The following is a 23,661-nucleotide window of genomic DNA, read 5'->3' as shown; positions in this document are numbered from 1 at the left end:
TCAGTAGAGGTCGGCCTTGCCGGCGGCGCCGAACAGGTCGATCTTCTCAGCGGCCGTGACCTTCATCGCCGCGATGCACTCGGGCTGGATGGCGTTGGGCTCGCGCAGACGACGATCGGTGCCGAGCACCTCGCGCATGCGGTCGTGGTACGCCACCTTGATGTCGCTCGAGATGTTGATCTTGTTGATGCCGAGCGACACCGCGCGGGCGAGCTCGGCGTCGGGGTTGCTCGAGCCGCCGTGCAGCACGAGCGGGATGCCGACGGCCGCCTTGATCTGCTCGAGCAGGTCGTGGCGCAGCTCGGGGTTCTTCTCGGCCGGGTAGAGCCCGTGCGAGGTGCCGATGGCGATGGCGAGGCTGTCGACCCCGGTCTGCTCGACGAAGCGCACCGCGTCGTCGACGTTGGTGTAGATGATCTCGGCCGCGCCCGACTCTCCGTAGCTGTCGTTCGCGCCGATGGTTCCGAGCTCCCCCTCGACCTGCACGCCGACGGCGTGGGCGGCCTCGACGACCTTGCGGGTGAGCGCCACGTTCTGCTCGAACGGCTCGAGCGAGGCGTCGATCATGACCGAGGTGAAGCCGGCCTTGATCGCGGTGATGATCTGCTCGTACGTTCCGCCGTGGTCCCAGTGGATGGCCACGGGCACGCTCGAGCGGTGCGCGCGGGCGTGCATCGCCGGGATCAGGTCGGTGGTGATGTGCGAGACCTCGTCGGGGTGGATGGCGATGATGACCGGAGCGTTCTTCTCCTCGCTGATGTCCATGATCCCGGTGAACATCGCCCAGTCGCTGATGTTGAAGGCCGGGATGGCGAAGCTGTGGGCGTTGGCGACGTCGAGGATGGACTTGCCGGTGTAAAGCACGGATGACTCCTTGTTCGGGGTTGGGTAGGCGGCGGTCAGCTCTTCACCGAGCCGGCCGTGAGGCCGCTGATGAAGAAGCGTTGGAAGAAGAGGAAGAGCACCAGCACCGGGATCGAGCCGAGGATGCTCATCGCCATGATCTGGTTCCACTCGTAGGAGTGCTGGCCCATGAGCAACTGGATGCCGATGGGCACCGTGCGCATGTCGATGGTGCGCGTGAGGGTCAGGGCGAAGAGGAACTCGTTCCACGCGATCATGAACGTGTAGATGCCCACCGAGACGATGCCCGGGATCGAGATCGGCACGAGCACGCGCCACAGGGCCGTGAAGGAGCCGGCGCCGTCGACGCGCACCGCCTCGTCGAGCTCCTTCGGGAGGGTGTTGAAGTACCCGGTCATCATGATGATCGCGTAGGGCAGCGTGAACACCATGTACGTGAAGATCAGGCCCGGATAGGTGTTGTAGAGGCCGAGCCCGACCATCAGGCCGAAGTACGGGATGAGCAGCGTGATGGGCGGGACCGCCTGGACGCTGACGATGATGACGTTGACGATCCGCTTGCCGCGGAACTCGAAGCGGCTGAACGCGTAGGCGGCCTGGATCGCGACCAGCAGCGTCAGGATCGTCACCGCCCCCGCCACGACGTAGCTGTTGATGAAGAACCGCACCGTCTCGGGGTTGGTGAAGATCGAGATGTAGGCGTCGAACGAGAACGTGTCGGTGATCAGCCGCGGCGGCAGCTCGAAGATCTGCGTGTTCGACTTGAACGAGCTCGACAGCATCCACAGCACGGGACCTGCGGCGAACACCGCGCCGATGAGCAGGCCGACGAGCACGCCGGCTTGGGCGAAGCGACGGCGCGTGGCCGTGCGGGTGGCGCGCGGGCGCGCGGGGGTGGTCAGGGCCATGGTCAGTCCCTCGCCTTCTGGTGGCGGACGTAGAGCACCGCGACGATCATCGACATCGCCAGGACCAGCACCGCCGACGTGGAGGCCATCGAGAAGTCGTACTTCGCGAACGCGAGCTTGTAGGTGAAAGTGCTGAGCATCTCGGTGACGTCGATCGGACCGCCGCCCGTGGTCAGCCAGATGAGCGCGAACTGCTGGGAGGTCCAGATCAGGTCGAGCAGCACGAGGCTGACGATGATCGGGCGCAGCTGCGGAACGGTGACGTTCCAGAACCGTTGGACGGGGCTGGCGCCGTCGACGGTGGCGGCCTCGTACAGATCGCTCGGAATGCCCTGGAGACCCGCGAGCAGGCTCACCATGAAGAAGGGGTAGCCGGCCCAGATGTTGATGAAGGTGACGGTGCCGAGAGCGAGCTGCGGCGAGGCGAGCCACTCGATGTTCGTGTTCAGCAGGAAGTTGACGATGCCGTTGGGGGCGAGCAGCATGCGCCACAGCACCGCGATCACGGCCACCGTGAACAGCCACGGCAGGACGTAGAGGCCGCGGAAGATCGCCCGGGGGACGGCGCCGATCAGTCGGCTGTTCAGCAGCAGGGCGAACGACAGCCCGAGCACGAGGTGCGCGGCGACGCTCGTGAGGGTGAAGAAGAGGGTGTTGCCGGTGGCCTTCCAGAAGCCCGGGTCGGTGAGGATCGCGACGTAGTTGTCGACCCCCACCAGGTCGGGGCTCTTGTTCAGGATCACGTTGTCCTGGAAGGAGTACCCGATCACCATGACGATCGGGACGATCATCAGGACGAAGAGAAGGATGAGGGTCGGCGAGAGGAAGACGTATGCCTCGCCGGCCTTGCGGAGCTGCCGGGTGCGGCGCGAGGCGGGCCGTCCGGTGACGATCAGCTCGGTATCGGGGGGTGTGAGGGTGCGCATGGTCATGAGGTGCGGCTTTCGCTGAGCGGGATGCCGCACCGCGAGCGGTGGCGGTGCGGCATCCCGGTTCGGGGTCGGATCAGAACTCCGACGTCCATTCGTCCTGCGTCTTCTTGAGGGCGTCGCCCATCGACTCCTGGCCGTCGAGCGCCGACTGGAACTCCGTGCCGAACTGGCGCATCAGTTCCTCTGCGACGGGCAGACCGGTGAACTCGTTCGCCGGGTAGCCCTTCTTGTAGATGTCGAAGGCGGTCTTGAACAACGCGTCGTCTTCGACGAAGGTCGGCACGCTCTCGGTGTTGCCCGGGAAGGCCTTAGCCATGGTCGACAGCTCGCTGTTGACGTCCTTGCCCATCAGGAACTGCACCAGCTTGAAAGCGGCGTCCTTGTGCTCGGAGTTCTCGGCGACGCCAATGCCCCACGAGGCGTAGGGGATCCCGCGCTCGCCGGTGAACCCGTCCTTGGCGGGGATCGCCGAGATCGAGAAGGTGAGATCCGGGTTGGACTGACGGATGAGGTTGATGTGCGCGAGCGAGTCGATCATCATGCCGACGCGACCGTTGGTGAACTCCTCGACCTTGTCCTGCTCCTTCATCGTGAAGGAACCCGGGGCGATGACCTTGTCATCCCACATCTGCTGGATGAAGTCGGTGGCCGAGGACACGTCACTGTTGGTCAGGTCGGGCTGGCCGTCCTTGAGCATCGAGCCGCCCGAGGCCCAGACCCACGACATGACGTCGTTCTGCACGCCGTTGGGGGCTTCGAGCGACAACGGGAGCACCCAGCCCGACACGTCGCCGCCGAGGGCCGTGATCTTCTTGGCCGCGTCGGCGAACTCGGTCCGCGTCGACGGCGGCGCCGACACTCCGGCCTGGGCGAGCAGGCCGTCGTTCGTGAACATGGGGTAGACGAAATTGACCACCGGGATCATGTACGTGCTGCCGTCGACCTTGATCTGGCTGGCGAGCTGGCTCTCGTCGTAGCCGGAGTCGCTCATGAGCTTCGAGAGGTCGGCGATGACGCCCTGCTTGGCGAAGTCGCTGACCCATGCGCCGTCGAGGCCGACGACGTCGGGCATCGTGCCCGATGCCGCCCCGGCGAACAGCTGTTCCTTGGTCGAGGCGTAGGGTCCGCTCACCAAGTCGACCTTGATGCCCGGGTTCTCTTTTTCGAACTGATCCATGAGCCCGCGGAACTGTCCGTCTCCCAGCTCGGGCTCCCACCACTGGGCGAACTCGATCGTGACGTTCCCGTCGGAGGACGTGCCCGAGCTGTTCGACGAGCACCCCGCCATCGCCAGGAGGGTCGTGGCCGCTGCTGCGACACCGACGAGCTTGATGGCGTTCCGACGCCGGCGCCCGCTGTTGTCCATCGTTTCTCCTCGTTGAGATCTGCCGCATTTCGCGCCGTTCTGCGCGTTCTTGCGTCTTTCAGCACGAGTATGCGCTTCGTTGCCGGGTCTCGCAAGAGTTCGATGCACATTCGTGATTATTCGAGCGCATAGCGGCGCGGCTGGCAGCAAAAAGCGCGGAACCCGTGCCGTTCTTTGCGGCTTTTCCACAAAATCTGAGGACGGGCGAACGCCGCTGTGCTAGAGATGACGGCATGGACGCATCCACAGCCACGGTCAAGCGGCGCCTCCCGGCCGGGCGCAAGGCCGAGCTCGCGGCGTACGTCGCCGAATCAGGTCAGGTGACCGTCGTCGACCTCGCCTCGCACTTCGGCGTCTCGATCGACACCGTCCGCCGCGACCTCGACCAGCTCGATCGCGAGGGGATCGTCGTCCGCACCCACGGCGGCGCCGTGAGCGCGATGTCGGTACCCGGTCGCGATCGCGGACTCGACGTGCGGCTGCAGATGCAGATCTCCGAGAAGGAGCGCATCGCCGCCCTGGCCGCCGACCTCGTCGAAGACGGATCGGTGCTGATGCTCAACGCCGGGACCACGACGCTCGCGGTCGCCCGTGCCCTGCGCAACCACCGCAACCTGACGATCGCGACGAACAACCTGCGCATCCCCGCCGAGATCTCGCCCAGCGTCTTCCGCGATCTCTACATCTTCGGCGGCGCCGTCCGCACCATCACCCAGGCGACCACGGGGCCGGTGACCCTGGCGATGAACTCTCACACACCCGAAGTCGATATCCGCTGCGACTACGCGCTCATCGCCGTCGGCGCCGTCGACGGATCGGGCTTCTCGACGAGCAACCTCGGCGACGCCACCATGATGAGCGAGATGATCCAGCGTGCGGATCGCACCGCCATCCTCGCCGACTCCTCGAAGCTCGACCGCCGCCTCTTCGCGCAGGTCGCCCCGCTCGAGAAAGCCGACTACCTCATCACCGACGCCGAGCCCTCACCCGAGCTGGCGGCCGCCCTCGCCGACGCCGGAGTGACCGTCCTGACCCCCTGATCAGGACGCGTGCAGGGGTTACGCGAAGGAGCTCGTCGGACCCCGACGCGGTCTGCGCGGCGTTCACCTCGCAACAGGGGGCGAGGCCGCACCCGGCCTCGCCCCCTCCCGTCAGGCGACCACGCGCTCCGGCGCGGGTGCCTCGTCGTCGAACTCCACCTCGGGCGGGCGGCGGCGGAACCCACGGGTCAGCACCGCGAGCCACACGATGCCCACGCCGATCCACACGAGACCGACCGTGAGCGCCAGCGCCGACAGGCTGAACCACAACCAGGCGGTGAGCGCGAAGCCGAGGGCGGGCAGCACGCCGAAGCGCAGCACGGCCGCTGCTCCCCGACGACGCTCGTCGACGAGGAAGTGCTTGATCACCGACAGGTTGACGAGCGAGAACGCGGCGAGGGCCCCGAAGCTGATGAGGGATGCCACCGTGTTCAGGTCGGCGAAGAGCGCGGCCAGCGAGACCACGCCGACGAAGATCGCCGCACCGATCGGCGTCTGATAGCGCCGGCTCAGTCGGGCGAAGAAGCGCGGCAGCACGCCGTCGCGCCCCATCGCGAAGAGGATGCGCGAGACGCTCGCCTGCGAGGCGAGGGCCGCCGCGATGCACCCGGCGATGTACGCGACGAGGAAGAAGACCTCGAGCCAGCGCCCGGCGGCGACCTCCATGATCTGGTTGGCCGCGGCATCCGGATTCTCGATGTCGGCCACGTTCGGGATCACCAGAGTGGACACGTAGGCGATCACGGTGAAGATGAGTCCGCCGATGACCGTGGTGAGGATGATCGCGCGGGGCACGGTGCGCTCGGCGTCGCGGGCCTCTTCGGAGAGGGTCGAGATCGCGTCGAAACCGAGGAACGACAGGGCGAGCATCGCGGCTCCCGCGAGCAGGCCCGGGAAGGTGAGGCCCGCGTCGTAGAGCGGCTGCAGCAGCGAGACGCCGGGGTTCTGCGCGACGTGCAGCACGGCGCACAGGACGAAGACGGCCGCGAACACCAGCTGCAGGCCGACCAGGACGAGGTTGGCGTTCCGCACGACCGTGATGCCGACGATGTTGAGACCCGTGATGAGCAGCACACCGGCGAGGGCGAACACCCACGGCGGGATGCCGGGGAACTGCGCGTTGAGGTAGATGCCCATCAGCACGTAGTTGATGAGCGGGAGCAGCAGGTAGTCGATCATGAGCGACCAGCCGGTGAGGAAGCCGACGGTGCCGCCGAACGCGCGCCGGGCGTACGTGTAGGCGCTGCCCGCGCGCGGGAACGCCTTGACGAGGGCGGCGTAGCTGAACGCGGTGAACAGCATCGCCACGAGGGTGACGAGGTAGGCCGTCGGCACGTGACCGCCGGTCGTGACGGCGACGAGGCCGTAGGTGGTGAACACGGTGAGGGGCACCATGTACGCCAAGCCGAAGACGACGAGGGAGGGGACTCCCATGACTCGCCGCAGCGAGGTGTCGGATGAGGACATGCGGTTTCCTGTTCGGGGTCGGAAAGAGCGGTTCAGAAGGTGCGGATGCCACGCCGCCAGGTGCCCCGGATTCGGGCATCGGCGATGCGGTCGGCGGGGCCGCGGCGCACGTCGCGGTCGAGCCAGACGAGGTCGGCGCGCATGCCGGGACGCAGAGTCCCGCGGGTGGCGTGATCGCCGGCCTGGTGGGCCACGCCGCTCGTGGCGGCGTCGATGGCTTCGGAGACGGTGAGACGTTCGTCGGGCTGCCAGCCCCCGGCCGGCTGACCGTCGGGGTCTTGACGAGTGACGGCGGTGCGCAGGCCGAGCAGCACGTCGGGTGAGGTGACGGGCCAGTCGCTGCCGAAACTGAGACGGGCTCCCGCGGCGCGTGCCGCGCGCATGCGGTACTGCCGCTCGCGGTGAAGACCGAGGCGCGGCAGCGTCAACTCGGTCATGACCGCGTCGGCCATCGCCCACTGCGGTTGGAAGCAGAACGTCACGTCGAGGTCGGCGAGCCGCGGCAGGTCGACGGGGTCGATCACCTGCGCGTGCGCGATGGTGAACCGCCGACCGCGGCGCAAGCTCTCGCGGATCCCCTCGGCGGCGTCGAGCGCGGCGCGGACGGCCGCGTCGCCGATCGCGTGCAGGTGCACATCGAAACCGGCGGCGTCGCACGCGGCGACCGCGTCGACGAGCTGATCGGGATCCCAGTTGGGAAGTCCCCGTGTTCGAGCGTCGTGGTAGCACTCGAGCAGGTGGGCCGTACGGTTCTCGACGATGCCGTCGACGAAGAACTTCACCGTGCGGCAGGTGAGCCCGGGCTCGCCCCGGACGATCGCCGCGACCCGAACGAGCTCGTCGAGATGGTCGGGCCACCGTGCCGGATCGGCCCGCAGGGCCAGATCGACGTCGACCCGTAGGCGACCGGACCGCGCCGCGGCGATCCAGGCCGGAACGTCGTGCGTCTCGGTCCACGCTTCCTGCACCCACGCGATTCCGTGCGCGGCGAGGACCTCGGTGGCCGCGGCGAGCGCCTCGACGTCGTCGCGCATCGACGGGCGGGGGGCGCGGTTGAGGACCAGGTCGATCGCCGGACGCTCGACGAGGGTTCCCGACGGGGATCCGTCGGCTCGACGCACGAGTCGTCCGAGCTCGGGGTCGGGAGTGTCGGCATCCACTCCCGCTTCTCGCAGCGCGGCGGTGTTCACCCAGGCGGTGTGGTAATCCCACGCGTGCAGCACGACCGGGCGGTCGGGAACGGCCGCGTCGAGCCAGCGCGCGTCGAACATCCCGCCGGGGGCGACGGTGGCGTCGTAGCTTCCGCCGATGAGCCAGGGGGCGTCGCTGCGTGCGCCCCACGCGCGGACGCGCTCGACGATCTCGTCGACGCTGCCGGCGTCGCGCAGGGCGGGGCCGGTGCGCTCTCGACCGGCGAGCAGCGGGTGCGCGTGACCATCGCCGAAAGCGGGCAGCAGCAGCCCGCCCTCGAGGTCGATGTGCTCGGCGTCGTCGGGCAGCGGATGCCGAGCCTCGGCCACCGCACCGTCGACGACGACGAGTCGATCGACGTCGGCTTCGTGCCCGTCGATTCGAATCGTTCCGCCCGTGAAGACGATCGCCATGGAGACTCCCTCGTGTCCTGCGCTGCGAGAAACATACAGCGTAGGTTTAAAGAACGCTACGGCTTCACCGTCATCGGCCGGACGACTTTCGTCAGGTCGTCACCGAGGTCTTACACGCCCGAAACACGCACCATCGCGTAGCGTGGGCAGACCCGACCGAAAGGCTCCGCCGTGGCCCGGCCGTCCCAGCCCAAGCTCTCGCGCGAGGCGATCGCCCGCGCCGCCCTCGCCCTCGTCGACCGCGACGGGACCGACGGCGCGAGCATCCGCCGGGTCGCCGACCGCCTCAAGGTGCACCCGACCTCGCTCTACAACCACGTCCCCAACCTCGCCGCGCTCATCGAGGACGTGCGAGCGCTGGTCTCCTCGCGCATCGACTCGTCGTTCCTGCGGGAGCGCGAATGGGAGGAGGGGCTGGCGCTGTGGGCCCGGTCGTACCGCGACGCCTTCCGCCGGCATCCGAAGACGATCCCCCTGCTCATGTCGCACAGCTCGTCGACGCCGCTGCTGATGTCGCAGTACGAGGACTTCGCCATCGCCGCGGAGCGTGTGGGGTGGACGAGCGACGACATCCTGCCCCTGCTCACGGCGTTCGAATCGTTCATCCTCGGCAGCGTGCTCGACATGAGCGGCCCGTCGGTGATGTTCGATCCCACCGGGCAGGAGGCGGACGTGCCGCGCTTCGCCGCGGCCTACGCCACTCTCGAGCACCACGACCCGGCCGATCCGGTCGCCACGCGGGCATTCGAACTCGGCCTCTCGCTGCTGATCGCGGGAGCGCGCCCCCGCCCTGCCGCGTGAGCCCGACTCACATGCGCGCGTAGCGCGCGCGAGCGAAGCAGAACAGGCCGTACACGACGAGCCCGGCGCCCACGAGCCAGAGCACGATCTGACCGAAGGGCAGCCCCGCCAGCGAGCGCAGCGCCGCGTCGAGCCCGCCGGCCGCGTTCGGGTCGTGCGCGAACGCCGCGACCAGGAACAGGATCCCCGCGACGCCCACCGCGATGCCCTTGGCGATGTAGCCCACCATGCCGAAGGTCCGGATGCCGCGTCCCGCCGTCCCGCCGGGGCTCGAGATGTTCTTCATGAACGCCTTGGTGACGCCGCGGACGACGAAGGCGACACCGATGACGGCCACCGCCAAGCCGATGATCACGAGGAGCACGACTCCGGCGGGCGTCGCCATCAGCTGGGCGCTCAGGGTGCGCGTCTGCTCCCCCGAGTCGGAGCGGCCGCCCGAGACGACGGTGAAAGCGGTGACGGCGATCGCGCCGTAGGCGACGGCGGTCCCCACGTCCTTGGCGCGGTGCGCCCAGCGCTTCTTGGCGTCGGGGTCGCGCTCGGCGACGGCTTCGGCGACCTGCCAGACGGCGAGGGCGGCGAGGCCGATCACGATGACCCACAGCAGCAGCATCCCCGCGGGAGCCTGCGCGACCTGCCCCAGCGCCCCGCTCTGGTCGGCGCTCTCACCGCCGCTGCCGGTCGCGATCGAGATCGCGATCACCCCGATGAGCAGGTGCAGCAGGCCCAGCACCACGTAGCCGATGCGCGCCGCCACGCGGAACGCGGTGGAGTCCTGCGCTTTGTCGGCGGCGGCGGAAGCGGAGGCGGAGGCGGAAGTCATCCGGGCACGATAGCGCTCACGCGGCCGCGTCGACCACCCGTTGCGCGCGACGCACTCGCCACACTTCGACGAGAGCCCACACCAACGTCGACACGGCCACGCCCTCCAGGAACCCCGCGGTCACATCGGAGAGCCAGTGCGCGTGGAGGTACGTGCGACTCCACATCATCAGCAGCACCCACACCGCACCGGCCGCCCAGACCCACCCGCGGCGCAGGATGAGAGCCAGGGTGATCGCGATGGTGGTCGCCACGGCGGTGTGCCCCGAGGGGAACGAGGTCGCTTGGGTCTCGGCGAGAGAATCGGACGGTCGGGCGCGGGCGATCACGGACGCCAGCGGAGCGCCGATGAGCACGACGAGCGCGATCGCCCCCGCGACATTGAGGGCATCCCACGGCCGCTTGACCAGGAGGAAGACGATCGTGGTCGAGATGCCGATCACGATCATGCCGATCGTGCCGCCGACGGTGGCCGGGATCCACGCGACGATCACCGCCACGGGGTTCGCCAGCGCGGCCATCGCGTCGTCCCACCACTGGTCGAAGGCCAACGGAGCGCCGCCGTCGAGGTCCACGGCCACGCGCAGCGCCACGAACAGCACCGTCGCGACCAGGCCCACGATCAGGGCGACGGGGCGACGCGCGTCGACCCTCGGTCGATCGGGCAGGATCGCTGGTTGGTCGGTGGTGGCATCCATTCGGGAATCGTGTCAGGTCGGGACACTCGAACGGTAGCCATTGCCGACCGGGCCGAGAGCACTCCGCTGGACGCCCCGACCCGTCGACGGGTTCGCCCGTCAGGCCCCGCGTTCCTCGTTGATGGAGTTCGCCCCGTCGACGACGAGCAGCTGGCCCGTGATGTACGACGCCTCGCGGCTCGCGAGGAACGCCACGGCCGCGGCGACTTCGGTCGGGGTTCCCGATCGGCCGACCGGAGTGGCGGCTCCCATCGCGATCTCGTGCGCGCTCGACGACGACGTCGCGATCCATCCGGGCGCCACCGCGTTGACGGTGATGCCCGCCGCCGCGACATCGACGGCCGCGCCACGGGTCAGCCCGAGCATGCCGGCTTTGGCCGCGTGGTAGGCGACATCGCCGGTGTAGGCCATGACGGGACCCGAGATGGATGCAACGTTGACCACGCGACCGTATCCGGCGGCCCGCATGCCGGGCACGACCGCCCGGGTCATGCGCAGAGCCGTGGTGAGGTTGCGGTCCAGGGACATGGCCCACTGGTCGAGGGTGATGTCGTCGATCGCAGCCGGCGAATCGGCCGTCGACACCGAGGTCATGCCGGCGTTGTTGACGAGGACGGTCGGTTCGCCGAACGCCTGACGCGCCGCATCGAGGACCACCTCCACTCCGCGCGGATCCGTCAGGTCGGCCGCGGCGCCGCGGGCGTCGACCCCGGCGCCGCGCAGCTCGGCCACGCGCTCCTGGATGCGGTCGGTGGTGGACGTCACGATCACCCGCATGCCGACGCGCCCGAGGGCGAGCGCGGTCGCCGCGCCGATCCCCTCGGCGCTTCCGGCCCCGGTCACGATGGCGATGTCTGTCGGTTCGGGCATGGCGCTTCTGCCTCCGGGTGAGGGCGAGGCGGTCCGACGAGAGGGCGGCCTCGCGACATCTTTTCACGAATATAGTGAATGCGGTTCACTATCTCGCGTGCGGCTCAGTGGGGCCGCGCCGAGGCGATGAGCATGTCGAGCCCCCGCTCGAAGGCCCGGGTGGCCACGGGGTCGTCGGGGTCTTCGTCGGCCAGGGTCGCGAAGGCGGCGGAGAAGCGCGGGAACGCCTCCTCCTGCCCCGTGGGGTCGAAGACGACGGAGGGACCCGACATGTCGAGGACGCTGCCGAGGATGAACGACTCGAAGGCGGTCAGCAGCGGGATCACGTCTCGCGGCGCCCAGCCGGCGGCCTCTGCCGCGGCCGCGAAGTCCTCGTACTGCGAAAGGAGCACGGGCGCGGACGCGCGTTCCGTCATCAGCAGGGGCACCACGCGCGCGTGCCGCGCGAAGGCCCGCCGATACGAACGACCCCAGGCCCGCAGCGCCTCCTCCCAGGGAAGTTCCCGCAGCGGCTTCGAGTCGATGTGCGCCGAGACGAGCGCGCGGACGTCTTCGACCATGGCCGCACGGTTGGGGACGTGGTTGTACAGCGAGGCGGGATTGACACCGAGGCGCGCGGCGACACGGCGGACGCTGGCGCCGTCGGGGCCGTGTCGGTCGACGAGCGCGAGGGCCGTCCGCGCGATGAGGTCACGGCTCAGCAGTGGCGTATGCGGTCTGGCGATGACGGCCTCCCCCTTCGGTGCGAGCCGTGGGTCCACGGTCTCACGAACTCACTCTCGCACACCTAAAACAAACGGTGTATGTTTACCGTCATGACCACCGAGGCCCTCACCGTCGTCGACGCCGACATCGACCGCCTGCGTGCAGCACTCGAAGCCGGCGAGCTCACCAGCGTCGAGCTCGTGGCCCGCTACCTCAACCGCATCGCGGCGTACGACCGCGCCGGCATCCGGCTCAACAGCGTGCCCGTGCTCGACCCCCGCGCGTTCGCCGCGGCCCGCGCCTCCGACCTGCGTCGCGCACAGGGGCGCACGCTCGGCCCCCTCGACGGCATCCCCTTCACCGCAAAGGACAGCTACCGCGTCGAGGGCCTGCCCGTGGCATCCGGGTCTCCGGCCTTCCGCCACCTGATCGCCGGCGACGACGCCTTCGCCGTCGAGCGCCTGCGCGCAGCGGGCGCCGTATTCCTGGGGCTCACCAACATGCCGCCCATGGCGGCCGGCGGCATGCAGCGCGGGGTGTACGGCCGGGCCGAGTCCCCCTACAACGGCGACTACCTGGCATCCGCCTTCGGCTCGGGCTCGTCCAACGGATCGGGCACCGCCACCGCGGCGAGCTTCTGCGCGTTCGGGCTCGGCGAAGAGACGTGGTCGTCGGGCCGCGCCCCCGCCTCGCACAACGCCCTCGTGGCCTACACGCCCTCGCGCGGGGTGATCTCGGTACGCGGCAACTGGCCACTCGTCCCGACGATGGACGTCGTCGTCCCCCACACGCGGTCGGTCGGCGACCTGCAGCACGTACTCGACGCGGTCGTCGCCGACGACGCCGAGACCGAGGGCGACCTCTGGCGCACGCAGCCGTTCATCGACCTCCCGCGCCCGTCCGAGGTGCGTCCCGCATCGTTCGCCGCGCTCGAGCCGCTGCCGCTCGCGGGGCTGCGCCTCGCCGTACCGCGCATCTACGTCAACGGCGACCCCGACAACGCCTCGCCCATCGTCACGCGCGACAGCGTGATCGCGCTCTGGAACGACCTGCGCGCCGACCTCGAGGCCGCCGGCGCCGAGGTCGTCGAGACGGACTTCCCCGCGGTCGACCGCTACGAGAAGCTGCACGCGGGCGACGAGGACTTCCTCGACCGCGGGTTCGTCACGCGTGCCTTCCTCGACGACGAGGTCGGCGACCTGGCGGTCTGGGCGATGGACACCTTCCTGCGCACCAACGGCGACGCGAACCTGCCCCGCCTCGCCGACGCCGAGGCGGCCCTGATCTTCCCGCACCCGCCGGGTGCGCTCCCCGACCGCTACGGCATCTGGCACTACGACATCTCGTACGACATCGGCGAGTACGTCGCCCGCGCGCAGGAGGGGGAGCCCGACTGGCGCGACGTCGCCAGCCTCGAGCACGGCCTGCGCGGTCTCGAGCACACGCGCCGCGTCGACTTCGAAGAGTGGATGGATGCCGAGGGCCTCGACGCCGTGATCTTCCCCACGCAGTCCGACGTCGGTCCCGCCGACGCCGACGTGAACCCGGCCTCGGCCGACATCGCGTGGCGCAACGGCGTGTGGGTCTCCAACGGCAACCTTGTTCCCCGCCACCTCGGCATCCCCACCGTGACCGTGCCGATGGGGACGATGGCCGACACCGGGATGCCGGTGGGCCTGACGCTCGCGGGGCCCGCCTACAGCGACACGCGCCTCGTGCAGCTGGCCCAGGCGATCACCGCCCTCGGCGAGCGCCGCACGACGCCTCCGCGCACCCCCGCCCTGCCGGATGAGGCGGCCTTCGCCGAGCCCCGCCCCGCGGCCGAGGGCGAGCTGTCGGTCACCGTCGACGAGGTCTCGCGCGACGGCGAGCGCGTGACCGTCTCGGCCACCGTCAGCGGAGGCGTCGCGGTCGATCACGCCCTCTTCGTCGACGGCGTGCGCGTTCCCGCGCGACTCGAGAACGGCCGGGTCACCGCCGAGGTCGCCCCCGCGCCATCCGGCGAGCCCGTGAGCGAGTGGATCGCCCCCTACGGCCCGCTGGTCGTCATCGTCGTGCGCGATGCCGCGGGTGCCGTCGCGGGCGCCGTCGCCACGGCATCCGACTCTCCCCTGTGACACCCGAATCACCCGAGGAACACACCGTGACCGAGACCGCTCCGACCCCCGTCTTCGACTACTTCAGCCAGGTCGACCTGCCCACCCCGACGCTCTCCGACGACGAGGTGCAGCGTCTGTTCGCCGACACGTTCGGCGTCGAGATCGACGTGCAGGCGCTCGGCAGCCAGCAGGACCAGAACTTCCGCGTCTTCGCCCGGGGCTCCACCGAGCCCCTCGGAGTGCTCAAGCTCAGCAACCCCGTCTTCAGCGAGGCCGAGATCGAGATGCAGGATGCCGCGGCGGCTCTCGTCGCCGAGCGGAGCCCCCACGTGCGCATCCCGCGCATCGTCGAGGGGCCGCGCGGCGCGATGTCGACGTGGTGGGAGTCGAGCCAGGGCCGCATCCACGCGCGCGTGATCGAGAACATCGCCGGGCGCACGCTCATGGGCTCGGGCTACCTCTCCCCCGCCGTCGTCGAGGGGATGGGCGCCCTGTCGGGGGCGGTGAGCCTGTCGCTCGCCGACTTCACCCACCCCGCGAGCGGCCGGGTGCTGCAATGGGACCTTCGCCACGCCGGGCGCGTCATCGACACCCTGCTCCCCCTCGAACCGGATGCCGAGGTGCGAGACGTCGTGCAGCGCGCCGCCGACGCCGCCCGCGCGGCCCTCGCCCCCGTGCAGGACGCGCTGCCCGTGCAGGCCGGACACTTCGACGTCACCGACGACAACGTGCTGCGCGCCCCCGGCGAGACGGTGCCCGACGCGGTCATCGACTTCGGCGACGTGTGCGCGTCGTGGCGCGTGGGCGAGATCGCCGTGACCGTGTCGTCGGTGCTGCACCACGACGGCGCGACCCCCGAGAGCGCCTTCCCCGCCATCGCTGCGTTCGACCGCCTCCGCGACCTGAGCGACGACGAGCTCACGGCGCTCTGGCCGCTCGTCATCCTCCGCGGCGCGGTGCTCGTGCTCAGCGGACGCGCGCAGGTGCGCCTCGACGACGAGAACGAATACGCTACCGTCGCGCTCGACCGCGAATTCCGGATCCTGGCGCAAGCGGCATCCGTTCCGATCCCCGTGATCACCGCCGCGACCCGGGCGGCGCTCGGGCGTTCTCGCGCCGAAGAGCCCGCGTGGACCGGCACCCCAGTGCTGTCGCTCGGCCGCCACGTCGAGCTCGACGCCTCGACGGAGTCACCGCTGAACGACGGGGGCGCCTGGCTCGACGCCGCCACCCTCGACGAGGCGGCCCTCGCCGCCCTCGACGCGGGCGCCGACGTCGTGACCGTACCCGCGTGGCGCGCGCGCCTGACCGGAACGACGGACCCGCTTCCCTCGACGCCCGAGACCGTGCCGCCCGACGTGCTGGTGTGGCTCGCCCGACCGGCCACCCTCGATCGGAGCGAGCGCGACGAGCACGGGTCGCAGATCGTGACGACGGATGCCGGGACCCTGACGATCGGCGGAGTGCCCGCCGACGCGGCATCCGGAACCCTTCCGGCGCGCACCCGTCTGTCGATGCGCCGCTCGCTCGACGGACTCGTCCCGCCGTCGCGGACCACCCGAGCCCTCGCCGACGCCTGGCGGGAGGTCGCCGGCGATCCCGGCGCCGCTCTCGGCCTGCCCTCCCCCACGACCGAGACCGACGACGTGCTCGAGCGTCGCCACGAGGTGCTCGCCGAGGTGCAGGAGCACTACTACGCGGCCCCTCCCCGCATCGAGCGCGGGTGGCGCGAACACCTGATCGACGTGAACGGCCGGGTCTACCTCGACATGGTCAACAACGTCGCCTCGGTCGGCCACGCGCACCCCCGAGTGGTCGAGGCCGGCTCCCGCCAGATGCACCTGCTGAACACGAACTCGCGCTTCCACTACCGCGCGATCGCCGACTTCGCCGACCGGATCGCGGCGACGCTCCCCGACGGCTTCGACACCGTGTTCTTCGTCAACTCCGGCTCCGAGGCCACCGACCTCGCGATCCGCCTCGCGATGGCGGCGACCGGTCGCCCCGACATCGTCGCGATGCGCGAGGCGTACCACGGATGGACCTACGCGAGCGATGCCGTCTCCACCTCGATCGCCGACAACCCCTTCGCCCTCGAGACGCGTCCCGACTGGGTGCACACCGTCGACGCGGCGAACTCCTATCGGGGGAAGCACCGGGGGGCGGATGCCGGGAAGTACGCGCCCGAAGCCGTCGCGGTCATCGACGAGCTCGCGGCATCCGGTCGCCCTCCGGCGGGGATGATCGCCGAGACCTACTTCGGCAACGCGGGCGGGGTCGCTCTGCCGGACGGCTACCTGACCGAGGTGTACGCCGCGATCCGCCGCCACGGCGGGCTCGCGATCGCCGACGAGGTGCAGGTCGGCTACGGCCGCCTCGGCGAGTGGTTCTGGGGCTTCCAGCAGCAGGAAGCCGTGCCCGACATCGTCGCGGTCGCCAAGTCCATCGGCGGCGGTCACCCGCTCGGCGCGGTGATCACGCGGCGCGAGATCGCCGACCGCTACCGCACGCAGGGGTACTTCTTCTCCTCCACCGGCGGGTCGCCCGTGTCGTCGGCGATCGGCATGGCCGTGCTCGACGTGATCGAACAGGAGGGCTTGCAAGAGAACGCGCGGATCGTCGGCGGCCACCTCAAGCGGCGTCTCGAAGAGCTCGGCGAGAAGCACGACCTCATCGGCACCGTGCACGGCTCGGGGCTGTACCTCGGGGTGGAGTTCGTCCGCGACCGCGAGACCCTCGAACCGGCGACCGCCGAGACCGCGGCGATCTGCGACCGCCTGCTCGAGCTCGGCGTGATCATGCAGCCCACCGGCGATTTCCAGAACGTCCTCAAGATCAAACCGCCCCTGGTGGTCACGCGGGCCTCGGTCGACGTCTTCGTCGACGCGCTCGACCGCGTCCTCACCACCGGCTACTGACCCGACCGACCCGAGAAGGAGCACGCCATGTGGCGCATGCCCGCTGAATCCGCCCCGCACGAGCGCACGTGGATGGCGTTCCCACGCGAGGGCATCACCCTCGGCGAGGGCGCGGAGTTCCGCGAACAGGGCTACCAGGCCTGGACCGACGTCGCGCACGCCGTGCGGGAGTTCGAGCCGGTCACGATGGTCGTCGACCCCACCGAGATGACCCGCGCTCGCCGCATGCTCTCTTCCGAGATCGAGATCGTCGAGGCCCCTCTCGACGAGTTCTGGATGCGCGACATGGGCCCCACCTTCGTCGTCGACCCCGACCGCCCGGGCATCCTCGGTGCGGTCGACTGGATCTTCAACGGCTGGGGCGCCCCCGACTGGGCCGAGTGGCAGAAGTCGGCGGGGATCGCCCGCATCGTCGCCGAACACCTGGGCGCCGAGCGCATCGATTCGCTGCTCGTCGCCGAGGGCGGCGGTCTGCACGTCGACGGCACCGGCACGGTGCTGCTCACCGAGACCGTGCAGCTCGACCCCCGCCGCAACCCCTTCGCCGACCGCGCCCGCGTCGAGGCCGAGATGGCCCGCACGATCGGAGCGACGGATGCCATCTGGCTCTCCCGCGGCCTGACCCGCGACTACGACGATCTCGGTACCAACGGGCACGTCGACATCGTGGCCACGTTCGCCTCGCCCGAGCACGTCCTCATCCACGAGCAGACGGATGCCACCCACCCCGACTTCGAGGTGTCACGTCTGGTGCGTCGCGAGCTCTCGGACGCGTTCGCCGCCCGCGGCCGCGAGGTGCGCATCACCGGCATCCCCGCCCCGACAGCGCTGCGCGACGACGAGGGCTGGCTCGACTGGAGCTACATCAACCACCTCGTCACCAACGACGGTGTCGTGCTGTGCGGCTTCGGCGACGAGATCGCCGACGCGCGCGCTCGAGAGGTCGTGGCCGATGCCTACCCGGGTCGCCGGGTGGTCACGGTCGACTCGCGCCCGATCTTCGACCGCGGCGGCGGCATCCACTGCATCACGCAGCAGCAGCCCGCCCTCGGCTGAGCCGGGGCGCCTTCGTCGTTCAGACGGCGGCTGCGACCGTGGCCAGGGCGTCGAGGTACATCTCGAGCTGCTTGGCGAACACCTCGCGGTAGTTCACCAGCGCCAGCTCCGCTTTCGCCGCCTCGGCGTGCGGATACTGCGAGGGGTCGGTGGGGGCGTAGACCTGGATCCACCCGTCCGCCACCTCCCGAGTGGCGCCGGCGGCCAGGCGCGCGCCGTACGCCGAGGCGGCGCCGAGCACGGTCTGCGCGTACACCTGGTATTGCACGACCGCCTCGCGTCCGTGCAGACCCGCAACCGCCATCGCGCGCAGGGTCCATTCGACGGCCCGCAGTCCGTTGATGCTGTTGGCCACCGTCAACAGGGTGAGGGCGGCGGCCGCGGGGTGCGCCTCGGCGGTGCGCCAGGCGCGCCACGCGAGATCCTCGAGGTCGGCGCGCCATTCGTCGGTGGGTTCGTAGCCCTCGAGCGAGATGCCGTCGAGATGGTCGGCCAGGGCTTCGAGCAGTTCGTCGCGGCTGGCGAAGTGCCGATAGACCGCCGTCGGGGACGACTTGAGCTCAGCCCCCAGCCGCGAGAACGTGAGCGCCGACTCGCCCTCGCCGTCCATCAGTCGAAGGGCCGCCTCGACGATCTCCACGCGACTGAGCGATCCGCGCTTGCGCCGGGTCCTCGCCTCTTCGGTCATGACGCCCCCGATCTCACCCCGGCGAGCGTCGATCGGCCCGACCGGGGTTAGTGAATGGTCATGATCATCTCAATCACTATGGAGTCAAGCAAGCGACACCACGGGAACGAGCCTACCGATCGACGCCGACCGCCGGCGACGTTCGAGGAGCGGCGGGCGGCGCCGGCGAGCCCGGTGTTACCGCCGTCGTCGGCGGATTTCACGAGTTAGTGAATGCTGTTGACTACAGCATCCACTATGAGGATACTCAGGACACGCGCAATGAAGCGCCGCCCACCCGCCTCGGAGGCCCTGATGAATCCCGCTCCATCGCTCCGCCCCTGCTTCACCGTCGTCGCCCGCCTCGGCCCCGCGCGCGAGCGTCGCGGCGGTGAGGCGTCGCGTGCAGTACATCCCGCAGGACCCGTTCTCGTCCCTCGACCCGCGACGCACGATCGGGCAGACCCTCGCCGAGGCGATCGATCCCGTCGGCGCACGCCAGCGGCGCCACCATGCGCGGATCGTCGAAGCCCTGGCATCCGTCGCTCTGGGAGAGGATGCCGTCGACCGCTACCCGCACGAGTTCTCGGGTGGTCAGCGCCAGCGCATCGCGATCGCGCGGGCTCTGGTCGTGGACCCCGACGTCATCGTCGCCGACGAGATCACCTCGGCCCTCGACGTGTCGACGCAGGCCGAGATCCTGCAGCTGCTCGAGAGACTGCAGCGCGAGCGGAACCTGACGATGCTCTTCATCTCGCACAACCTCGCCGTGGTGGAGGAGCTGTGCGACGAGGTGGTCGTACTGTTGCACGGGCGCATCGTCGAGCAGGGGGCGATCGCCGAGGTGTTCGCCGATCCGCGCGAGGCGTACACGCGGCGGCTGCTCGAGTCGGTGCCCGGCGGAGCGGCGTTCGATGTCACCGCCCCGGTCGTCACCGCGGCGGTGCGGACGGTGCCGGTCCGGGGACGCCGGCGATTGTTCGGGTGAGGCTCGGGGCCCTCAGTTCTTCGTCACCCCTCCGTGCCGCGCACCCCGCAACGGCGAGAAGGCGATGACGAGGGCTGCGAGGACGAAGAACCCGGCGCCCGCGCCGAGCGTCGCGGGCAGACCGATCACGGTCATCAACAGCCCCGCCAGGAGCGCTCCGACGAAGAACACCGTGCGGTTCACGGTGCGGATGGTGGAGTTCATCCGCCCCTGGATGCCATCGGGTGCGACGGACTGACGGTAGGAGATGTCGTTGGTGTCCTCGATCCCCATCGCCAGTCCGTATACGAACTGGGCGGCGGCGACGACGCCGAGGGTGACCCCGATACCGCTGTCGGGGCCGAGCGGCACGAGTGCGAGGGCGGCCCAGGGCAGCACGACCAGAACGCGGCCCAGCAGGATCGCGCGTCCCGCCCCGAGGCGGGCGCCGAGGCGCGGGGCGATGACCGCTCCCACGAAACCGCCCACTCCCCCGAGCGCGAGGGCCACCCCGTAGGCCCAGGGCGGCAGGGCGAGTTCTCGCAGCGCGAAGACGACGAACGCCGTCGCCACGATGCTGTTGCCGAGGAACCACACGTGGATCGACAGGGCGAGGGGCCGGAGCGTCGGATGCCGGTAGGTGTAGCGCATGCCCTGGGCGATCTCGTGCCCGACGTGTCGACCGGCGGCTCGCGGCGCGGCCCTCTTCTCGGACACGACGATGCGCGACTGCAGAAGGGCGGCGACGGCCGCGATGACGGCGTCGATCACGAACAGGATCGGCGCACCCACGATCGCGAGCAGCGCACCGCCGATCGCGGGCCCCGCCGTCTGGGCGACGGTCTGACTCTGGCCGAGTCGGGCGTTGGCCGCGGGAAGCGACGCCCGCGGCACGAGTCGCGGCAGGAGCGGTTGCGCCGCGGAGTCCCCGAACAGGGTGAGAACCCCGAGCGCCAGGGTGACCGCCGCGAGCGACCAGAAATCGAGCGCCCCCGTCACCACAAGGACGGGGACGATCGCGAGCACCACCGCCCGGCCGATCGTGGTCACCACCAGAGCCCGTTGTCGTCGCCAGCGATCCATCCACGCGCCGACGACCAAACCGAGGAACAGGTACGGAACGACGCTGAGGGCATTCAGGATGCCGACCTGCCCGGGCGTCGCGCCGATCACCGTCACGATCAGAACCTGGAAGGCGACCCCGGCGATCGTGGAACCGAAGGCACGCAGCGTGGTCGCGGTCCAGAAGAAGGCGAACGCCGGGTGGCGGAGGACCTCGCGCGGCGGCGCCGACGACGGCGAGTCCTCGTCCATGCGTCGAGCGTATCCAGGCCGGCGGCGGACCGCCCGACGGCAGGGTCACCCCGCGGCGTCAGTGCCCGTGTGGATGCGGAACTCGTCGACCGTCCCGCGGTGGCCGCAGCCGCCCCGGCCTTCGTGGCACTGGATGGGGTCGCCGTTCGAGAATCCGCTCCGCGGGTCGATGACGCGCGCGGGGAAGTGCTCCGCCGACGGTTGCCCCGCTGCGGCCGAATCCACGCCGTCGTCGAGCATGACGACGTTCAACGTGACTTGAATGACGAACGCCCGCTCGTGCGCGCATCGCGGGCAGCGGATCCCGGCGAGACGCCCGGTGTTGGAGCCTGCCTCCGCCGCCGCCGCGGGAACGACAGGAACGGGCGCGGGTCGGCGATGGACCGCGAGCTCGTCCGCGCAGTCGTACGTGAAGTGGGTGATCTGCCCGTCCGGATGCCGCTCAGTGAGACGACGGGTCCACGGGTTCTCCGCCTCGATCCCGATGATCTCGGAGTCGGTGCCGACCACGACATCCCCCGTCCGCAGATCGAACACGGGAAGGGTCAGCACCGGGTACGTCCGGTGCTCACGGGTGGTGGGGGCGGTCATGCGGCGGCTCCGATCGGAACGAGGGCGTGGACGTCGCGGGTCAGCGTCTTCACGCGCGCACCTCGTGCAAGCCCGGAAGAGTCCAGCCCTACTATCGGGTCACTGGAGCAGCTCCGTAACGAGCCGATGCGCTTGTTCCGAGGTGGGGTCGTCGGTGCGGCGGGGCGGGCGCCTTCGCGCAGGTATCGACGCGGCGACCGAGCCCCGTGTCCCGGCTCGCTACTAGCCCTGCTCAGCGCACGGCGGCGAGCACGAGCGGGTCGGAGCATCCTTTCGCGAAGCCGCGGATGCGCCGATCCATGTCGTACTGCAGGACGACGGCGCCGATCCGTTCGGCGAGCGGTGCCAGCCAGCGGGGGCGGCAGGCGAAGTTGTACCGCCAGACGGCGAGAGTGCTGCCGGGGTCGTCGGCGACGGGGGTGAACTTCCACCCGCCGGCGAGACGCTCGAAGAACCAGGACCCCTTCGTCATCTTCATGCCGACGTTCGACGGCGGGTTGTAGGAGACGTACTCACTCTCCATCCGGAAGCCGAAACGCTGCACGGTGTAGGTCCGCACACCCTTCGCCGGAGCGGTCGCACCATCGACGAAGTACTGGCGCCGGATGAACGGATCCCATCGCTTGCGGGTCTCGCCGGTGGTCTGCGACACGGCGAACGCGACGCTCACGTCGACCGGGACGACGCAGCGGGACTCGATGACGGGCATGAAGTCATCGTGTCAGAGCGACGCGCTCGACGCATCGCGAGGAGACAAGACGAAGGCCCCGAATCCGTGAGGATTCGGGGCCTTCGTGGTGGCGGTGACGGTGGGATTTGAACCCACGGTAGGGGTGAACCTACACAACATTTCGAGTGTTGCACCTTCGGCCGCTCGGACACGTCACCGCCGAATAGCTTACGACAGACTTGCGGATGCCGCGAATCGGCGCCTCGCGCCGGGCCCCGGCATCCGTTCATCCACCGTCGAACGACCCCACTGGTTGCCGCCCTCGCCCACTGCCAGGATCGAGCCATGAGCGTGATCGAGAACTCGAAACTGACGGTCGTGGGAGCAGGCAGCGTGGGCGCGAGTGTCGCGTACGCCGCTCTCATCCGCGGGTCCGCGCGACACGTCGCGCTCTACGACATCGCCGCCGAGAAGGTCGAGGCCGAGGTGCTCGACCTCGCGCACGGGACCCAGTTCACCGGGTCGAGCGACATCACCGGCGGCAGCGACGTCGCGGTCGCCGAGGGCTCGCACGTGGTCGTGATCACCGCGGGCGCAAAGCAGAATCCCGGCCAGACGCGCACCGAGCTGGCCGCCACCAACGCCGCGATCATCCGCGACATGATGCCGAAGCTCCTCGAGGTCGCCCCGAACGCGATCTACGTGATCGTCACGAATCCCTGCGACGTTCTCACGGTCCTCGCGCAAGAGGCGACGGGGCTGCCCAGCCGCCGCATCTTCGCCTCCGGCACGGTCCTCGACACCTCGCGTCTGCGCTGGAAGCTCGCCCAGCGCGCGGGGGTCGCCACCTCGAGCGTGCACGCGTGGATCGTCGGCGAGCACGGCGACACGGAGTTCCCACTGTGGTCGACCGCGACGATCGGCTCCGTGCCGATCACCGAGTTCGAGCTCCCCGGCGGCACGCGCTTCGACCGCGAACAGCTCGATGCCATCGCCGTCGACGTCCGCGACGCCGCGTACAAGGTCATCAAGGGCAAGGGCGCGACCAATTACGCGATCGGCCTGTCGAGTGCCCGCATCGTCGAGGCGATCCTGCGCGACGAGCACGCGATCCTCCCGGTCAGCACCGTCCTCGAGGACTTCCACGGCATCAGCGGCATGGCCCTGTCGGTCCCCTCGATCGTCAGCGCGAAGGGCGCCGTCCCCCTGACGGGCACCCCGTTCTCCGACCCGGAGCTGGCGCTTCTGCGCCGCTCCGCCGACGCGCTGACGACCGTCGCCGACTCGCTGCGCGGCTGATCC

Annotated in this window: 20 protein-coding genes, 1 tRNA gene and 1 pseudogene; 7 read left to right on the top strand and 15 right to left on the bottom strand. The window is 69.9% G+C overall.

The genetic code is table 11. The annotated features are described in order from the left end of the window. The 4 genes from ASE56_RS05610 to ASE56_RS05595 all read right to left on the bottom strand — a co-directional run bounded on the left by ASE56_RS05610 (position 1) and on the right by ASE56_RS05595 (position 4,070). Entirely contained in the window at positions 1-864 is an 864-nt protein-coding gene (locus ASE56_RS05610) for a ketose-bisphosphate aldolase (RefSeq protein WP_056226082.1), read from the bottom strand. A 35-nt stretch (positions 865-899) separates the two neighbouring features. Then, positions 900-1,772, bottom strand: coding sequence for a carbohydrate ABC transporter permease (locus ASE56_RS05605; protein ID WP_056226079.1), 873 nt, complete (start codon positions 1,770-1,772; stop codon positions 900-902). A gap of 2 nt (positions 1,773-1,774) precedes the next feature. After that, complete coding sequence (locus tag ASE56_RS05600) at positions 1,775-2,704, bottom strand: carbohydrate ABC transporter permease (RefSeq protein ID WP_056226076.1); 930 nt, start codon at positions 2,702-2,704, stop codon at positions 1,775-1,777. Between the two features lie 73 nt (positions 2,705-2,777). Then, complete coding sequence (locus tag ASE56_RS05595) at positions 2,778-4,070, bottom strand: sugar ABC transporter substrate-binding protein (RefSeq protein WP_056226073.1); 1,293 nt, start codon at positions 4,068-4,070, stop codon at positions 2,778-2,780. A 233-nt stretch (positions 4,071-4,303) separates the two neighbouring features. On the opposite strand from ASE56_RS05595, the gene ASE56_RS05590 reads away from it, so the two are divergent. Continuing rightward, positions 4,304-5,110: a DeoR/GlpR family DNA-binding transcription regulator gene (locus ASE56_RS05590; protein ID WP_056226070.1), complete on the top strand. Its 807-nt coding sequence runs from the start codon at positions 4,304-4,306 to the stop codon at positions 5,108-5,110. A gap of 111 nt (positions 5,111-5,221) precedes the next feature. On the opposite strand, the gene ASE56_RS05585 is transcribed toward ASE56_RS05590, so the two are convergent. Beyond that, positions 5,222-6,577 (bottom strand): APC family permease, encoded by a 1,356-nt coding sequence (locus ASE56_RS05585; protein WP_056226067.1) that lies wholly within the window; start codon positions 6,575-6,577, stop codon positions 5,222-5,224. A gap of 32 nt (positions 6,578-6,609) precedes the next feature. Next, positions 6,610-8,181, bottom strand: a complete 1,572-nt coding sequence (locus tag ASE56_RS05580) for an amidohydrolase (protein ID WP_056226065.1) — start codon at positions 8,179-8,181, stop codon at positions 6,610-6,612. 171 nt (positions 8,182-8,352) lie between these two features. Here ASE56_RS05580 and ASE56_RS05575 point away from each other — a divergent pair, with 171 nt between their 5' ends. After that, the gene (locus ASE56_RS05575; protein ID WP_056226062.1) at positions 8,353-8,982 is read left to right on the top strand and encodes a TetR/AcrR family transcriptional regulator; all 630 of its coding nucleotides are present in this window, start codon (positions 8,353-8,355) and stop codon (positions 8,980-8,982) included. Positions 8,983-8,989: 7 nt separating this feature from the next. Here the strand turns inward: ASE56_RS05575 and ASE56_RS05570 are convergent, their stop codons facing one another. From ASE56_RS05570 to ASE56_RS05555, 4 genes are all read right to left on the bottom strand, one after another. After that, positions 8,990-9,805 carry a DUF1206 domain-containing protein gene (locus ASE56_RS05570; protein WP_056226060.1) on the bottom strand — a complete coding sequence of 272 codons (816 nt, stop codon included), beginning with the start codon at positions 9,803-9,805 and terminating at the stop codon, positions 8,990-8,992. Positions 9,806-9,821: 16 nt separating this feature from the next. Continuing rightward, entirely contained in the window at positions 9,822-10,502 is a 681-nt protein-coding gene (locus ASE56_RS05565) for a phosphatase PAP2 family protein (RefSeq protein ID WP_056226056.1), read from the bottom strand. Positions 10,503-10,601: 99 nt separating this feature from the next. Continuing rightward, complete coding sequence (locus tag ASE56_RS05560; RefSeq protein ID WP_056226053.1) at positions 10,602-11,372, bottom strand: SDR family NAD(P)-dependent oxidoreductase; 771 nt, start codon at positions 11,370-11,372, stop codon at positions 10,602-10,604. 104 nt (positions 11,373-11,476) lie between these two features. Next, positions 11,477-12,133, bottom strand: a complete 657-nt coding sequence (locus ASE56_RS05555; RefSeq protein ID WP_082450326.1) for a TetR/AcrR family transcriptional regulator — start codon at positions 12,131-12,133, stop codon at positions 11,477-11,479. Positions 12,134-12,187: 54 nt separating this feature from the next. On the opposite strand from ASE56_RS05555, the pseudogene ASE56_RS05550 reads away from it, so the two are divergent. The 3 genes and pseudogenes from ASE56_RS05550 to ASE56_RS05540 form a co-directional block, all read left to right on the top strand. Continuing rightward, a pseudogene (locus tag ASE56_RS05550) lies at positions 12,188-13,861 on the top strand (amidase); the annotation flags it as partial. Positions 13,862-14,220: 359 nt separating this feature from the next. After that, positions 14,221-17,094, top strand: coding sequence for an aminotransferase (locus tag ASE56_RS05545; RefSeq protein WP_056226051.1), 2,874 nt, complete (start codon positions 14,221-14,223; stop codon positions 17,092-17,094). Positions 17,095-17,121: 27 nt separating this feature from the next. Further along, positions 17,122-18,150, top strand: a complete 1,029-nt coding sequence (locus ASE56_RS05540; protein ID WP_056226049.1) for an agmatine/peptidylarginine deiminase — start codon at positions 17,122-17,124, stop codon at positions 18,148-18,150. A gap of 19 nt (positions 18,151-18,169) precedes the next feature. Here the strand turns inward: ASE56_RS05540 and ASE56_RS05535 are convergent, their stop codons facing one another. Beyond that, positions 18,170-18,838: a TetR/AcrR family transcriptional regulator gene (locus tag ASE56_RS05535; protein WP_056226045.1), complete on the bottom strand. Its 669-nt coding sequence runs from the start codon at positions 18,836-18,838 to the stop codon at positions 18,170-18,172. 370 nt (positions 18,839-19,208) lie between these two features. Here ASE56_RS05535 and ASE56_RS05530 point away from each other — a divergent pair, with 370 nt between their 5' ends. Further along, positions 19,209-19,805 carry an ATP-binding cassette domain-containing protein gene (locus ASE56_RS05530; protein WP_235556933.1) on the top strand — a complete coding sequence of 199 codons (597 nt, stop codon included), beginning with the start codon at positions 19,209-19,211 and terminating at the stop codon, positions 19,803-19,805. Positions 19,806-19,817: 12 nt separating this feature from the next. On the opposite strand, the gene ASE56_RS05525 is transcribed toward ASE56_RS05530, so the two are convergent. The 4 genes from ASE56_RS05525 to ASE56_RS05510 all read right to left on the bottom strand — a co-directional run bounded on the left by ASE56_RS05525 (position 19,818) and on the right by ASE56_RS05510 (position 22,577). Continuing rightward, positions 19,818-21,098: an MFS transporter gene (locus tag ASE56_RS05525; protein ID WP_056226042.1), complete on the bottom strand. Its 1,281-nt coding sequence runs from the start codon at positions 21,096-21,098 to the stop codon at positions 19,818-19,820. Positions 21,099-21,143: 45 nt separating this feature from the next. Next, on the bottom strand, positions 21,144-21,689 hold the full coding sequence (locus tag ASE56_RS05520; protein ID WP_056226039.1) for a hypothetical protein: 546 nt from the start codon (positions 21,687-21,689) through the stop codon (positions 21,144-21,146). A gap of 232 nt (positions 21,690-21,921) precedes the next feature. Continuing rightward, on the bottom strand, positions 21,922-22,398 hold the full coding sequence (locus ASE56_RS05515; protein ID WP_056226037.1) for an SRPBCC family protein: 477 nt from the start codon (positions 22,396-22,398) through the stop codon (positions 21,922-21,924). Positions 22,399-22,487: 89 nt separating this feature from the next. Next, positions 22,488-22,577, bottom strand: a tRNA-Ser gene (locus ASE56_RS05510). A 127-nt stretch (positions 22,578-22,704) separates the two neighbouring features. Here ASE56_RS05510 and ASE56_RS05505 point away from each other — a divergent pair. After that, positions 22,705-23,658: an L-lactate dehydrogenase gene (locus ASE56_RS05505; RefSeq protein WP_056226035.1), complete on the top strand. Its 954-nt coding sequence runs from the start codon at positions 22,705-22,707 to the stop codon at positions 23,656-23,658. Positions 23,659-23,661: the final 3 nt, after the last annotated feature.

This window comes from Microbacterium sp. Leaf203, from assembly GCF_001421275.1.
In the GTDB taxonomy this organism is placed as follows: Bacteria; Actinomycetota; Actinomycetes; order Actinomycetales; family Microbacteriaceae; genus Microbacterium; species Microbacterium testaceum_A.
Note: the sequence above shows the minus strand (reverse complement) of the source record. Positions and strands in the feature narration are given on the sequence as shown.

Bases quoted from the DNA above. Each gene is read 5' to 3' on its own strand.
- ASE56_RS05585 (WP_056226067.1), bottom strand. From the start codon at position 6,577: ATGTCCTCATCCGACACCTCGCTGCGGCGAGTCATGGGAGTCCCCTCC.
- ASE56_RS05580 (WP_056226065.1), bottom strand. From the start codon at position 8,181: ATGGCGATCGTCTTCACGGGCGGAACGATTCGAATCGACGGGCACGAA.
- ASE56_RS05540 (WP_056226049.1), top strand. From the start codon at position 17,122: ATGTGGCGCATGCCCGCTGAATCCGCCCCGCACGAGCGCACGTGGATG.
- ASE56_RS05605 (WP_056226079.1), bottom strand. From the start codon at position 1,772: ATGGCCCTGACCACCCCCGCGCGCCCGCGCGCCACCCGCACGGCCACG.
- ASE56_RS05560 (WP_056226053.1), bottom strand. From the start codon at position 11,372: ATGCCCGAACCGACAGACATCGCCATCGTGACCGGGGCCGGAAGCGCC.
- ASE56_RS05600 (WP_056226076.1), bottom strand. From the start codon at position 2,704: ATGACCATGCGCACCCTCACACCCCCCGATACCGAGCTGATCGTCACC.
- ASE56_RS05570 (WP_056226060.1), bottom strand. From the start codon at position 9,805: ATGACTTCCGCCTCCGCCTCCGCTTCCGCCGCCGCCGACAAAGCGCAG.
- ASE56_RS05525 (WP_056226042.1), bottom strand. From the start codon at position 21,098: ATGGACGAGGACTCGCCGTCGTCGGCGCCGCCGCGCGAGGTCCTCCGC.
- ASE56_RS05590 (WP_056226070.1), top strand. From the start codon at position 4,304: ATGGACGCATCCACAGCCACGGTCAAGCGGCGCCTCCCGGCCGGGCGC.
- ASE56_RS05535 (WP_056226045.1), bottom strand. From the start codon at position 18,838: ATGACCGAAGAGGCGAGGACCCGGCGCAAGCGCGGATCGCTCAGTCGC.
- ASE56_RS05505 (WP_056226035.1), top strand. From the start codon at position 22,705: ATGAGCGTGATCGAGAACTCGAAACTGACGGTCGTGGGAGCAGGCAGC.
- ASE56_RS05595 (WP_056226073.1), bottom strand. From the start codon at position 4,070: ATGGACAACAGCGGGCGCCGGCGTCGGAACGCCATCAAGCTCGTCGGT.
- ASE56_RS05520 (WP_056226039.1), bottom strand. From the start codon at position 21,689: ATGACCGCCCCCACCACCCGTGAGCACCGGACGTACCCGGTGCTGACC.
- ASE56_RS05515 (WP_056226037.1), bottom strand. From the start codon at position 22,398: ATGCCCGTCATCGAGTCCCGCTGCGTCGTCCCGGTCGACGTGAGCGTC.
- ASE56_RS05565 (WP_056226056.1), bottom strand. From the start codon at position 10,502: ATGGATGCCACCACCGACCAACCAGCGATCCTGCCCGATCGACCGAGG.